Annotated in this window: 13 protein-coding genes; 4 read left to right on the top strand and 9 right to left on the bottom strand. The window is 67.0% G+C overall.

The window, feature by feature from the left end; genetic code table 11:
• Window positions 1–69 precede the first annotated feature (69 nt).
• The 3 genes from RKE40_RS21170 to RKE40_RS21160 all read right to left on the bottom strand — a co-directional run bounded on the left by RKE40_RS21170 (window position 70) and on the right by RKE40_RS21160 (window position 1,755).
• Window positions 70–537 (bottom strand): SRPBCC domain-containing protein, encoded by a 468-nt coding sequence (locus RKE40_RS21170; protein WP_316020191.1) that lies wholly within the window; start codon window positions 535–537, stop codon window positions 70–72.
• Window positions 534–872 (bottom strand): ArsR/SmtB family transcription factor, encoded by a 339-nt coding sequence (locus RKE40_RS21165; RefSeq protein WP_316020190.1) that lies wholly within the window; start codon window positions 870–872, stop codon window positions 534–536. The genes RKE40_RS21170 and RKE40_RS21165 overlap by 4 nt, the downstream gene beginning before the upstream one ends.
• Before the next feature lie 223 nt (window positions 873–1,095).
• Window positions 1,096–1,755 (bottom strand): ceramidase domain-containing protein, encoded by a 660-nt coding sequence (locus tag RKE40_RS21160; protein WP_316020189.1) that lies wholly within the window; start codon window positions 1,753–1,755, stop codon window positions 1,096–1,098.
• Between the two features lie 442 nt (window positions 1,756–2,197).
• On the opposite strand from RKE40_RS21160, the gene RKE40_RS21155 reads away from it, so the two are divergent.
• From RKE40_RS21155 to RKE40_RS21145, 3 genes are all read left to right on the top strand, one after another.
• Complete coding sequence (locus RKE40_RS21155; protein WP_083533033.1) at window positions 2,198–2,353, top strand: DUF1127 domain-containing protein; 156 nt, start codon at window positions 2,198–2,200, stop codon at window positions 2,351–2,353.
• Window positions 2,354–2,503: 150 nt separating this feature from the next.
• On the top strand, window positions 2,504–3,916 hold the full coding sequence (gene trmFO / locus RKE40_RS21150; protein ID WP_316020188.1) for a methylenetetrahydrofolate--tRNA-(uracil(54)-C(5))-methyltransferase (FADH(2)-oxidizing) TrmFO: 1,413 nt from the start codon (window positions 2,504–2,506) through the stop codon (window positions 3,914–3,916).
• 294 nt (window positions 3,917–4,210) lie between these two features.
• Window positions 4,211–5,521, top strand: coding sequence for an MFS transporter (locus RKE40_RS21145; protein WP_316020187.1), 1,311 nt, complete (start codon window positions 4,211–4,213; stop codon window positions 5,519–5,521).
• An 87-nt stretch (window positions 5,522–5,608) separates the two neighbouring features.
• Here RKE40_RS21145 and RKE40_RS21140 read toward each other — a convergent pair whose 3' ends face one another.
• The 5 genes from RKE40_RS21140 to yajC all read right to left on the bottom strand — a co-directional run bounded on the left by RKE40_RS21140 (window position 5,609) and on the right by yajC (window position 10,080).
• Window positions 5,609–6,493 (bottom strand): phytoene/squalene synthase family protein, encoded by an 885-nt coding sequence (locus RKE40_RS21140; protein WP_316020186.1) that lies wholly within the window; start codon window positions 6,491–6,493, stop codon window positions 5,609–5,611.
• Between the two features lie 220 nt (window positions 6,494–6,713).
• Entirely contained in the window at window positions 6,714–7,094 is a 381-nt protein-coding gene (locus RKE40_RS21135) for an Mth938-like domain-containing protein (RefSeq protein ID WP_316020185.1), read from the bottom strand.
• Between the two features lie 25 nt (window positions 7,095–7,119).
• Window positions 7,120–8,061: a protein translocase subunit SecF gene (gene secF / locus RKE40_RS21130; protein ID WP_066469845.1), complete on the bottom strand. Its 942-nt coding sequence runs from the start codon at window positions 8,059–8,061 to the stop codon at window positions 7,120–7,122.
• A gap of 27 nt (window positions 8,062–8,088) precedes the next feature.
• A complete protein-coding gene (gene secD / locus RKE40_RS21125; RefSeq protein ID WP_066469852.1) occupies window positions 8,089–9,699 on the bottom strand; it encodes a protein translocase subunit SecD in 1,611 nt (536 codons plus the stop codon).
• A gap of 111 nt (window positions 9,700–9,810) precedes the next feature.
• Window positions 9,811–10,080 (bottom strand): preprotein translocase subunit YajC, encoded by a 270-nt coding sequence (yajC, locus tag RKE40_RS21120; RefSeq protein WP_066470227.1) that lies wholly within the window; start codon window positions 10,078–10,080, stop codon window positions 9,811–9,813.
• Between the two features lie 300 nt (window positions 10,081–10,380).
• On the opposite strand from yajC, the gene RKE40_RS21115 reads away from it, so the two are divergent.
• Window positions 10,381–11,259 (top strand): ATP-binding protein, encoded by an 879-nt coding sequence (locus RKE40_RS21115; RefSeq protein WP_316020184.1) that lies wholly within the window; start codon window positions 10,381–10,383, stop codon window positions 11,257–11,259.
• A gap of 234 nt (window positions 11,260–11,493) precedes the next feature.
• Here the strand turns inward: RKE40_RS21115 and RKE40_RS21110 are convergent.
• On the bottom strand, window positions 11,494–12,230 hold a 737-nt coding region (locus RKE40_RS21110; RefSeq protein WP_316020183.1), incomplete at its 5' end, for a murein hydrolase activator EnvC family protein.

The raw sequence follows: 12,230 nt of genomic DNA, 5'->3' as shown, positions 1-12,230 counted from the left end.
CCCCAAAAAGGTGACAGGGCCGCAAAGGCCCCGTCGAAATGCTGAATGCAGCGCCGAAAGCGCGTGGAATCAACCTGGCATCGCGTCAAGCCGGGCGTAGCTCGCCTCCATGCCGTCCTCCATGCCGGTCGCCAACATGGCGGTGCGGGTCGCCGCGTCCGGCAGGGTCATGCGCATCGTCATCAGGGTGCCGGCGCCATCTGCCTCGAAGCGGGTCTCGATATGGTTGTCGGGCGTGGCATCGGGCATGTGGAAGCGCTCGACATGAACGATGCGACCGAAGGGTTCGAGGCTGACATATTCGCCGGTGAGGGTGAGGCCGTTGCCCTTCCCGTCGCTCCACTCATAGCGGATGCGGCCGCCGGGCCGGGCCTCGTTGATGCAGACCGGCATGGTCCAGCCATCCGGCCCGAGCAGCCATTTCTGGATCAGGACCGGCTCTGTATGGGCGCGGTACACCGCCTCCGGCGAAGCCTTGAAGCGGCGAGTGACGACGACATGGGTATCGCCTTCGGTCTTGAGGGTAAGCCTGTTCATCTACGGTCCTTCTCCTTGCTAGGCTCCATCTCGGCCAGAACCGCGTCCAGCCGGTCGTAATTCGCCTCCAGCGCCCGGCGCAGCATGCCGAGCCATTGGTCGATCTCGTTCAGCGCCGTCGGCGCCAGGCTGCAGGGCCGCTTCGTGCCCTCGATGCGCCGGACGATCAGGCCGGCCTCTTCCAGCACCTTGAGGTGTCGGGAGACGGCCGGCTGCGTCATCTCGAACGGCCGCGCCAGTTCCATCACGGTGGTCTCGCCCAGCGACAGCCGCGCCAGGATCGCCCGTCGAGTCGGGTCAGCGAGCGCCGCGAAGGCAGCATCAAGTCTCTTCATGCCTGATTCCTTATATAACCAATTTGTTATTTAATGATCGCAACGTCGTCAAGCCTCCCCGTGGCGAGAGGCGGTACAATTGCCTTGTGGAACGCCGAGACGGGGCGAGCGACGGCGCCCAGAGCCCGACGCCGCAGCCTGCGCCCGCGGCGCTCGTGGCACCGTCGTCGCGCGGGCGCGGCGCGGTGGTCGTTTGCTGAGCAGCGCGCGGCCGGCAGCGCGCCTAGATGCGACCTGACGAACTGCGATGCGCAATCGCAGCATGCAGCAGCAGATAGAGCACGACGGCATTGAGCAGGTGCCAGGCCCAGTGCAGCCCGAGCGGCACGTGCTGGCAGAGCACGCCATCGAGCGAGCGCAGAGTCAGGGACAGCGCGAAGACGAGGCCGGCCAGCCCGATCTGGCGCGCGGCACCAGCCTGCCCACGCGAAGCCAGCGTAGCCGCGATCGCGAGCAGCGCGAGCACGAAACCGGCATAGCCGGTCGAGCCGCGCAGGACCGGCGGCAGCCAGAGCCCGAGAAGCGCCGCCAGCGCCGAGGAGGCGGCCAGGAAGAAGAGCGTGCCGAGGATCGCGCCCGCCGCCGACGCTCCGAAGAAGCGTCTTAGCGCCAGCCCGAAATAGAAGAAGGCGAAGAGCTGGATCGGCACAACATCGGCCAGCAGTGTCCAGCGCTGCGGCATGGTGTGGAACAGGAAGGAGCCGATCGCGATGGCGAGGACCAAGGCGGTCAGTATGGCGGCCGGCCGATCAGGGCGCCCGGCACGCCAGAGCAGCACGAGGCCGGCCAGCGCCGCAAGCAGGAAGGCACCGTTGCTGACCGCATTCAGCGGCTCGGCCCAGAAGGAAGGATCGGCGCGCTCGCAATAGCCGTAAACGTTCATGCGCCCCTCGCCTCCCGCCCAGCTTTCGCCCCGGCTTGCCATTGCCGGACGACGTCGTCGCGACCATATCGCATGCGCGAAATCCGTCATGGTGAACGCTACGTTTCAACCGCCGGGACGTCCCTAACCATATTGCGGCGCAACATCGCATGGCAGAGACAGGCAATCTGGCGCCAGTTTGGGCGAAATCTGAGAGGCGCAGCTGAAGCTCTCGATTCTGCACATCAGATAGGCACGAATCTCACGGTTCCTATCAAATTGTTAAGCGCCCTGCGCGGGTCTGGGGAACTTTCCAAACGGTCTCTTAATTCACCATGCATCCAGAGCATAACGGAACTGATGGAACAGCCCCTGCAATAAGCAGGCTGACCGCTCTATATGCAGTGCACAACGAATTCATCGCTGTCAGGGGTTGAGCCCTGCAATAACAAGGAGAACCACCATGTTCGTCACCATGATCGCCGCCAAGATCCGCGCCTATCTTCGCTACCGCGAGACCGTCCGTGAGCTGTCCCGTCTGACCGACCGCGAGCTCGACGATCTCGGCCTGTCGCGCTCCGAGATCCAGTTCGTCGCGCGCTCGCACGCCGCGGTCTGAACACAAGACGCCTGATTTCTCCCGGACCGTGTCCTCCCCTCGGTCTGGTCGAAGAGCGAATGCCCGCTTTCGAGCGGGCATTTTGCGTTTTGGGGCCTGAAACGCCTCCTGCCCCTTGACCTTCCGCGCGCGCGCGGACACATCGCGGCCATGAGTATCGCACCCGTTCACGTCGTCGGCGGCGGCCTCGCCGGCTCCGAAGCCGCCTGGCAGATCGCCCAGGCCGGCGTTCCCGTCATCCTGCATGAGATGCGCCCGGTGCGCGGCACCGACGCGCACAAGACGGAGGGGCTGGCCGAGCTGGTCTGCTCCAACTCCTTCCGCTCCGATGATTCGTCGAGCAATGCGGTCGGCCAGCTGCATTGGGAGATGCGCCGGCTCGATTCGCTGATCATGGCCAAGGGCGACGCCCATCAGGTCCCGGCCGGCGGCGCGCTCGCGGTCGACCGCGACGGATTCTCGCAGGCGGTGACCGCAGCGCTCGAGGCGCATCCGCTGGTCACCATCGACCGCGGCGAGATCGCCGGCCTGCCCCCGGCCGAATGGGACAAGGTCATCATCGCCACGGGACCGCTGACCTCCCCGGCCCTGGCAGAGGGCATCAAGTCGCTGACCGGCGAGAGCGAGCTCGCCTTCTTCGACGCGATCGCACCGATCGTCCATTTCGATTCGATCGACATGGACACCGCCTGGTTCCAGTCGCGCTACGACAAGCCGGGCCCCGGCGGCACCGGTGCCGACTACATCAACTGCCCGCTCGACCGCGACCAGTACGAGGCCTTCATCGACGCGCTGCTGGCGTCGGAAAAGACCGAGTTCAAGGAATGGGAGGGCACGCCCTATTTCGACGGCTGCCTGCCGATCGAGGTCATGGCCGAGCGCGGCCGCGAGACGCTGCGCTGGGGGCCGATGAAGCCCGTCGGCCTGACCAACAAGCACAACCCGACGGTCAAGGCCTATGCCGTCGTCCAGCTCCGCCAGGACAATGCGCTCGGCACGCTGTTCAACATGACCGGCTTCCAGACCAAGCTGAAATATGGCGAGCAGGCCGCGATCTTCCGGATGATCCCCGGCCTGCAGAACGCCGAGTTCGCGCGGCTCGGCGGCATCCACCGCAACACCTATCTGAACTCGCCGAAGCTGCTCGACCCGACCTTGCGCCTGAAGTCCGATCCGCGCCTGCGCTTCGCCGGGCAGATCACCGGCTGCGAAGGCTATGTCGAGAGCGCCGCGATCGGTCTCCTGACCGGCCGCCTCGCCGCCGCCGAGCGTCTCGGCCGGGAGCTCGAACTGCCGCCGGCGACGACGGCTCTGGGGGCGCTGGTCAACCACATCACCGGCGGCCACATCGTCACCATCGACGAGGGGCCGCGCTCCTTCCAGCCGATGAACATCAATTTCGGCCTGTTCCCCCATATCGAGGGCCAGGCCACGCATGGGCCGGACGGCAAGCGCCTGAAGGGCCCGGCCAAGAGCGTCGCCCGCAAGCAGGCGCTGACCGCACGGGCGAAAGTCGAACTCGACGGCTGGATTTCCGGCACGCAAGCCCAGGCAGCAGAGTAGCAGCGGCGGAATCCACACGAATGTGAACGGCGCCGCGCTGCGTGGCGGCGCCGCCGATGCCCTTCCGTAAGCTGAATCTCGCCCGCAAGCGGCGCTCGCAAGCCTTTGATATATAATCGTTTCCGAGAGCCTATCCGAGGCTCCGCCGGCGCATGCGCCGTCGGCGTCGCGAGCGCCTCCGACGCGCTCGCCCGATGCATGGCAGGCAGGTCCTGAGGCCGTGGCCGCGCGCACTCCGGGCCTCTAACAGTCCTGCATCAAGTGCAAGTCAAAGGACTGGAGACGCTCTAAATTATGACTGATACGCATAGCGCGCGGCCGCAGGCCAGTGCCGCGAACATCCGCAAGGCCGTGACCGCCGCGACGGTCGGCACGGTCATCGAATGGTATGACTACGCGCTTTACGGCGCTGCCTCCGGGCTGATCATCAACAAGCTGTTCTTCCCCAACCTGTCGCCGGCCACCGGCCTGCTCGCCGCCTTCGCGACCTTCGCGGTCGGCTATTTCGCCCGGCCGATCGGCGGCATCGTGATCTCGCATATCGGCGACAAGTTCGGCCGCAAGCCGGCGCTGATCCTGACCATCCTGCTGATGGGCCTCGCCACCGTCGCGATGGGTCTGCTGCCGACCTATCAGAGCATCGGCATCGCAGCGCCGATCCTGCTCGTGCTGTTGCGCCTGGTTCAGGGCTTCGGCGCCGGCGCCGAGCTCGCGGGCGCGATCGTCCTCGTCGCCGAATACGCCCCGGCGAACCGGCGCGCCTTCTACACCGGCCTGCCCAACGCCGCGACGCTGGTCGGCATCATGCTGGCGACGCTCTCCTTCCTGGTGATCTCCTATCTGCCCGAAGAGGTGCTGCTCGGCTGGGCCTGGCGCGTGCCGTTCCTGCTCTCCGGCGTGCTCTTCCTGGTCGCGATCTACATCCGCAAGCATCTCGACGAGACCCCGGAATATGTCGAGGCCATGGCCCGCGCCGAGGCCAAGAAGCACGAGCAGCAGGTCCCACTCGGCGAGCTCTTCCGCAAGAGCCCGAAGGAGGTGCTGTTCGGCTTCCTCTCGGTGACCGGCCACAACGCCAATGCCTACATCCTCAGCGCCTTCTCGCTGAGCTACATGACCAACACGGTCGGCATGGCCCGCACCGACGGCTTGATCGCCGTCACCATCGGCTCGCTCTTCGGCATTGCCGGCGTGCCCTTCATGGGCATGCTGGCCGACAGGATCGGCAGCGCGAAGGTCTATATGGGCGGCGCGCTGTTCGTGCTGCTCCTCGCCTATCCGCTGTTCTGGATGTTCGACACCGGCAGCCTGTTCTGGTCGACGCTCGGCATCAGCCTCGGCTACGGCATCGGCTTCGGCGCCATGGCCGGCGCGCAGGGGGCGTTCCTCACCAACCTGTTCCCGACGCGCTATCGCTTCTCGGGCCTCGCCATGTCGCGCGAGCTCAATGGCGTGCTGGTCGCCGGGCCGACGCCGCTGATCGCACAGGCTCTGGTCGGCGCCGCCGATGGCCGGCCGACCTATGTCGCCGCCTATCTGATGGCCTGCTGCGCGCTGGCGATCTTCGCGATCCTGGTCATCCAGAATCGCTCCGTGCACGAGTAACCGCGTACCCGACACACACCGGCGCGTCGCAGGCGCGCCGGTGACTGCCTCCTGCGAATACCGCCTTCTAGAGTTTAGAGTTTCGCCTCAGCGCGCGCGAGACGCGCGCCAGAGCGCCCATTGCCGGCGCAGCGGCGAGAGCGTCACGATGGTCCGGTAGGGATCGTAGCCGCGCCGCTCCATCGCCTTCAGATAGGGCTCGACCAACGCCACCGGAAGGAAGGCCGGCATGATCGCGGCCGGCACCGTGGCGCGCAGATCGTTCATCTTGCGCAGGTGGATCCGCGCCAGCGCCCGCAATTCCTTCAGCGAGTAATCGACGCCGGGGCCGCCGCGGCCGCGCACGATGTCCTCGCGGGTGACGCCGTTGCGGGCGAGAATGTCGGCAGGCAGATAGACCTGCCCTCGCGCCGCATGCCAGGGGAAGGCCCGCATCAGCCCGGTCAGCGCATAGGCGACGCCGGCATGGCCGGCGGCGGTCGCCCCGCCCGGATCGCGCCCCTGCGCCAGCACGAGACAGGCAAGCCGGATCAGCGCACTCGAGGTCTCGCCGGCATAGCCCTCGAGATCCGAGAGCGAGGGCATCGGATCGTCATAGAGGTCGAAGACGCGCGCCTCGATCAGTCCGGACAACGGCGCGACCGGCAAGCGGAAGCGGCGTACCGTGTCCAGCAGCGCCTGCGCCACCGGGTGCGCCGAGCTGCCGCCGGCCTCGCCGCTTTCGAGAACGTCGCGCCACCATTGCAGGCGCACCTCGCCCGGCAATGGCTCGCTGACCTGCTCGCGGACGCGCGCGATCTCGTGACTGAAGGCATAGAGCGCATACAGGCCCGGCCGCAGTGCCTCCGGCGCATAGAGCGAGGCGACGTAGCGGTCGGGATCGGCCTCCCGCAGCAACGCGGCGCAATGCGCATAGGCCTGCGACAGCGGGGCCGGTGCGGTGCCGGCGCGATGCTCGGTTTCGGTTGTCATGCACCCTCCCGCGATCGCTGTGACGCGATCAGAAGTCGCCGTCAGTCTAGGCTCGCCATTCCCGATTGGCTACGCGGACCGGGCATGGCCGATGGGATTTGATCGATACCCGTCATTCTCGGGGAAAGCGCAGCGCAGACCCGAGAATCTCAGGACGAAAAGGCACGGACCACAGCTCATCCGACCTGAGCCACTCGGATCAAGCCCGAGCATGACCTGATCACTCCACCGCGATCAGGGCCGCAGCGACCCGCCGCTCCTCGCCGACCAGAACGTTGTAGGTCCGCGCCGCCGCCGGCGTCGCCATCGCCTCGACGGTGATCCCGACCTCGCGCAGCGGATCGCGCAGGCTCGGCGGCAAGAAGGCGATCTCATGGCCGATGCCGAGGATCAAGAAGTCGATCGCCTCCGCCTCGTCGAAGACGGGCTTGAGGCTCTCCAGCGTCAGTTCGGCGAAGCGGGTCACCGGCCAGATCCTAACCCCGCCGGGCGTCGCCAGGATCGAGCCGCGATGGCTCATCTCGGCGAAGCGGAAGCCGCCGTCGCCAAAGGCGTCGATCAGGTGCCTGCCGGGTACGAAGCCGTCGAAGCGACGATCCATTGTTCAGCCCCGGCGACAAGCCCGCTCAGACGCGGGCCTTGGCCTCGGCGGCGTCCTCGCCCTGGTCGAGCCGGCCGGCGCGGACGTCGAGATAGAGCAGCACCGGCGTCGAGATGAACATCGCCGAATAGGTACAGACGATCACGCCGAACAGCATGACGAGCGCAAAACCCTCGATCGCCGTGCCGCCGAAGAGCACGAGGGCGATCAGCGCCAGCACCGTGGTGGTCGAGGTGATCGCGGTGCGCGACAGCGTCGAGTTCACCGAGAGGTCGAGCAGTTCCTCGACCGGCATCGTCTTGTAGCGGCGCAGCAGTTCGCGGGTGCGGTCGAACACCACGACCGTCTCGTTCAGCGAGTAGCCGACGATGGTCAGGATCGCCGCGATCGAGGTCAGGTTGAACTCGAGTTGGGTAATCAGGAAGAAGCCGAGCGTCAGGACGATGTCGTGCATCGTGCCGACGATGGCGCCGATCGCGAGCTGCATCTCGAAGCGGAACCAGAGATAGATCAGCACGCCGATGATCGCGAGCACGACGCCGATCGTGCCGGCCTGGACGAGCTCGCCCGAGACGCGCGGGCCGACGGTCTCGACGCGGCGGAAATCGTATTCCTGCGCGAAGGCGGCGCGCGCCTTGGTGACCACTGCCTGCTGCGCGACCTCGCCGCCGGGCTGCAGGGCAAAGCGCATCGAGAGATCGCCGGCACTGCCGAACTCCTGGACCTCGACCTCGCCGAAGCCGAAGGCGTTCGCGGTCTGGCGAACATGGGCGATGTCGGGCTTGCCGCTCTTGGCCTGCATCTCCATCAGGGTGCCGCCGCGGAAGTCGATGCCGAAATTGAGCCCGACGGTGACGAAGAGCACCAGGGTCAGGATCGAGTACAGCGCCGAGAACGGGTACGAGAACCGCCGGAAGCGGACGATCTTGAAGCGGGTATTGTCCGGAACGATGCGAAGCAGACGCATGCTTTTAAATCTCCTGAACCAGCAGCGTCAGAACGGCAGGGTCTTGGGCCGCGCCAGGCGATACCACAGCGCGATCAGCATCCGCGTCAGCGTCACCGCGGTGATGACGGTGGTGAGAATGCCGAGGATGAAGACGACCGCGAAGCCGCGCACCGGGCCGGAGCCGAGCGAGAACAGCGCCACCGCCGCGATCAGCATGGTCACGTTCGAGTCGATGATGGTCGCGAAGGCGCGCGTGAAGCCCGCCTCGAGCGCCGAGACCAGCGACCGGCCGAGATGCGATTCCTCGCGCATGCGCTCGTAGATCAGCACGTTCGAGTCGACCGCCGTGCCGATCGTCAGCACGATTCCGGCGATGCCAGGCAGGGTCATGGTCGCCCCGAGCAACGACATCAGGCCGAAGATCAGGCAGACATGGACGAGCAGCGCGACGCTCGCGATGACGCCGAAGATGCCGTAGTTGCCGATCATGTAGAGGATGACGAGCACGGTCGCGATCAGCGTCGCCATCTTGCCCGCCTGGATCGAATCCTGGCCGAGGCCGGGGCCGACAGTGCGCTCCTCGACGATCGTCATCTTGGCCGGCAGCGCGCCGGCGCGCAGCAGGATGGCGAGGTTGTTGACCGCCTCGACCGTGAAATTGCCCGAGATCTGGCCGGAGCCGCCGGTGATCGGCGACTGGATGACCGGCGCCGAGATCACCTTGTTGTCGAGCACGATGGCGAGCGCGCGGCCGAGATTCTCGGTCGTCGCCTGGCCGAAGCGCTGGGCACCGCGGATGTTGAAGCGGAAATTGACGATCGGCTGGCTGGTGCGCTGGTCGAAGGCCGGCTGCGCGTCGATCAGGTCCTCACCCTCGACGATCACCTGCCGCTGCACCGGGATCGGCTGGCCGCCGGCATCCTGCGAGGGCAGCATGTCGACATCGCCGCCGGGCGAATCCGCGACCATGCGGAACTGCAGCTTGGCGGTCTGGCCGAGAATATCCTTCAGGCGCTGCGGATCCTGCAGGCCGGGGACCTGCACCAGGATTCGGTCGAGGCCCTGGCGCTGGATGTTCGGCTCGGTCGTGCCCAGCGCGTCGACGCGCCGGCGCAGCACTTCCATGGCCTGTTCGACGGCGCGGCGGATGCGCTCGTTCGAGCCGGCCTCGGTGACGTTGAGCTGGATCAGGCCATCGGGTGTCTCGCTGACCTCGATGGTCTGGTTGCCCGACGGGCCGAAGGCGCCGAGCGTCCCGACCGGCTGCGCCAGCTCGCGGAATTTCGGCAGCAGCTTGGCCCGGTCGGCGGCGTCCGGCACGCGCAGCTGCACGCCGCGCGGCGTCAGGCCGATGCCACCCTGGAAGGAGACGCGCTCCTCGCGCAGGATGCGGCGGACGTCGTCGCGCAGCTGCATGACCTGGCTGCGGATCAGGTCGGCCCGGTCGATCTCGAGCAGGACGTGCGAGCCGCCCTGCAGGTCGAGCCCGAGCGTGACCGCATGGATCGGCAGCAGGAACTTCGGAATCCAGGACGGAGCGCCCTGCTCGATCGCCTTGCGCGTTTCGGGCGAGAACAGATTCGGCAATGCGAGCCCGCAGCCGAAGAGCAGGACGAGGAGGACGACGATGACCTTGCGGGCCTGGAAACGAAGCATCTGCTTGGGAAGCCTTTTCTGCGTCGGCACGGTCCGGGGGCGTCGAAGGGAAGCCGATCAGAAGACCGGCTCCCGCTTCAGATGCCCTGTCCGGCCGCGCCTAGCGCGCCTTCAGCTCTTGACCGGCTCGCCCTTGGAGCGAACGTCCTGGACCATGCCCTTGAGAATGCGCACGCGCACGCCGTCGGCGATCTCGGCCTCGATCTCGGTGTCGTCGACCACTTTGGAGACCTTGGCGATGATGCCGCCGGAGGTGATGACCGTGTCGCCGCGACGGACGTTCTTGATCATCTCCTGATGGGTCTTCACCCGCTTCTGCTGCGGCCTGATGATCAGGAACCACATGATGATGAAAATCAGGACGAACGGGACCAGCGACATCAGGATGTCGTTGGTGCCGCCGCCTCCAAGGCCCTGGGCGAAAGCGGGGGTGATCACGGGAAGGCTCCTTCACGTCGCCGGGCCGAGTGCTCGGCCGGCCGGCGCGGGGGTTGCAAAAACGGGCGGACTATAGTCAGCGGCGAGCTGAAATCAATGCGAGGAGGCGGTTTTCCCCCTTCGCCGCCCTCACCTATGAGGTCCCTGCCCTTCGCGCAATGGTCTTGATTTCAGCCTTGCGCTGCGGTCTATGGAGCGTACCGTACCGTTCGGTACAATCCAGCCCAGCGGAAGCCCTTTCCGATGACCGACATCGCCGCCGACCAGACCCTCGACACCCTGCTGCGGATCGCCGCCGCGCTGGAGCGCCTCGCCCCGCCGGCAAAGCGCGCGCCCGACCTCACTGCCGCCGACGCCTTCGTCTGGCAGGCGGCGGGCCATGCTCTCTCCCCGGTGCCGAAGGTCAACCGTGTCGCACTCTCGCTGCTGCGCGGCGTCGACCGGGTGCGCGACACGCTGGCCGAGAACACCGAGCGCTTCGCCCGCGGCCTGCCCGCCAACAACGTCCTGCTCTGGGGTGCCCGCGGCATGGGCAAGTCCTCGCTGGTCAAGGCAGTGCACGCCGACACCAACCAGCGCCTGCCTGCCGGAGCCCTGCCCCTCAAGCTGATCGAGATCCATCGCGAGGACATCGAGAGCCTGCCGGTGCTGATGGGGCTGCTCAAGGCGGACCCGCACCCGGCCATCGTCTTCTGCGACGATCTTTCCTTCGACGGGCAGGACACCTCCTACAAGTCGCTGAAGGCGGCGCTCGACGGCGGCGTCGAAGGCCGGCCGGCCAATGTCGTGTTCTATGCGACCTCGAACCGCAGGCACCTGCTGGCGCGCGAGATGGTCGAGAACGAGCGCTCGACCTCGATCAATCCCGGAGAGGCCGTCGAGGAGAAGGTCTCGCTGTCCGACCGATTCGGGCTCTGGCTCGGCTTCCACAAGTGCAGCCAGGACGAGTACCTCGCCATGATCGACGGCTATGTCAGCCATTTCGGCCTGGCGATCGAGCCCGAGCAGTTGCGCAGCGAGGCGCTGGAATGGGCGACGACGCGCGGCTCGCGCTCGGGCCGCACCGCCTGGCAGTACATCCAGGACCTCGCCGGCAGGCTGGAGAAGAAGCTGGAGGGCTGAGAGCGCATCATTCTCGGGCGAAGCGCTCGGGTCCGACCTGCGATCGGCCCAGTGATAAACTCCGCGCAGACCCGGGAATCTCAGCGCGGGCGGCTTCAGGCCTCCAAGATGGTCTGGCCAAGCCCGACCATGACGCCTTCAAACAAATAGAAAACGGGGCGGCCTTTCCTGGGACCGCCCCGTCTCGTGTCGACCGGCAGGGTCTCGCGAATCCGGTCGAATGGTGAATTCGGCTCAGTTGTTCAGGTAGGGAACGGGATCGACCGGCGTCGAACCCTTGCGCAGCTCGAAGTGCAGCTGCGGAGAGTTGACGTTGCCGGACTGGCCGGATTTGGCGACAACCTGGCCGCGCTTGACCTGGTCGCCACGCTTGACGTTGAGCTCGCCATTATGGGCGTAGGCCGAGACGTAGCCGTTCGGGTGGCGGATCAGCACGAGATTGCCGTAGCCCTTGAGCTCGCTGCCGGCATAGGCGACGACGCCGCCCTCGGCTGCCTTCACCGGCGTGCCTTCCGGCACGGCGATGTTGATGCCCTCATTGCCGCCCTTGCCATTATAGCCGGCGATGACGCGGCCGCGGGCCGGCCAGCGGAAATCGGCGCTCGGGCCGGCGGCCGGCTCTTCCGCCTTCGGCGGCAGGCTGGCGGTGGTCTGCGGCTCGGCGACCGGCTTCGGCTCCGGCTTGGACTGCGCGGCCGGCTTCTGCTCGGCCGGCAGGCTCGCAACCTGGGTCGCCGCCTTCGGCTTGACCGCAGCGACGGGCGCCGGGGTCGGCGCAACCGGCTTGGCCTCGGCCACCGGCTTCGCAGCCGCCTTGGCCTTGGCCTCGGCGGCGAAGCGGGCCCGGGATTCGCTCATCGCCTTGGCGTCGGCGGCAGCCTTGGCCTTCGCCTCGGCAGCGGCCTGCGCCTTCGCCTCGGCGGCGCTGACCGCCTTCGGAGCGGCGGCGACCGGGCGGGCGGCAGGAATAG

The sequence above is a fragment of the Allobosea rubneri genome (assembly GCF_032464875.1).
In the GTDB taxonomy this organism is placed as follows: domain Bacteria; phylum Pseudomonadota; class Alphaproteobacteria; order Rhizobiales; family Beijerinckiaceae; genus Allobosea; species Allobosea rubneri.
Note: the sequence above shows the minus strand (reverse complement) of the source record. Positions and strands in the feature narration are given on the sequence as shown.

Bases quoted from the DNA above. Each gene is read 5' to 3' on its own strand.
- RKE40_RS21170 (WP_316020191.1), bottom strand. From the start codon at position 537: ATGAACAGGCTTACCCTCAAGACCGAAGGCGATACCCATGTCGTCGTC.
- RKE40_RS21165 (WP_316020190.1), bottom strand. From the start codon at position 872: ATGAAGAGACTTGATGCTGCCTTCGCGGCGCTCGCTGACCCGACTCGA.
- RKE40_RS21160 (WP_316020189.1), bottom strand. From the start codon at position 1,755: ATGAACGTTTACGGCTATTGCGAGCGCGCCGATCCTTCCTTCTGGGCC.
- RKE40_RS21155 (WP_083533033.1), top strand. From the start codon at position 2,198: ATGTTCGTCACCATGATCGCCGCCAAGATCCGCGCCTATCTTCGCTAC.
- trmFO (WP_316020188.1), top strand. From the start codon at position 2,504: ATGAGTATCGCACCCGTTCACGTCGTCGGCGGCGGCCTCGCCGGCTCC.
- RKE40_RS21145 (WP_316020187.1), top strand. From the start codon at position 4,211: ATGACTGATACGCATAGCGCGCGGCCGCAGGCCAGTGCCGCGAACATC.
- RKE40_RS21140 (WP_316020186.1), bottom strand. From the start codon at position 6,493: ATGACAACCGAAACCGAGCATCGCGCCGGCACCGCACCGGCCCCGCTG.
- RKE40_RS21135 (WP_316020185.1), bottom strand. From the start codon at position 7,094: ATGGATCGTCGCTTCGACGGCTTCGTACCCGGCAGGCACCTGATCGAC.
- secF (WP_066469845.1), bottom strand. From the start codon at position 8,061: ATGCGTCTGCTTCGCATCGTTCCGGACAATACCCGCTTCAAGATCGTC.
- secD (WP_066469852.1), bottom strand. From the start codon at position 9,699: ATGCTTCGTTTCCAGGCCCGCAAGGTCATCGTCGTCCTCCTCGTCCTG.
- yajC (WP_066470227.1), bottom strand. From the start codon at position 10,080: ATGTCGCTGGTCCCGTTCGTCCTGATTTTCATCATCATGTGGTTCCTG.
- RKE40_RS21115 (WP_316020184.1), top strand. From the start codon at position 10,381: ATGACCGACATCGCCGCCGACCAGACCCTCGACACCCTGCTGCGGATC.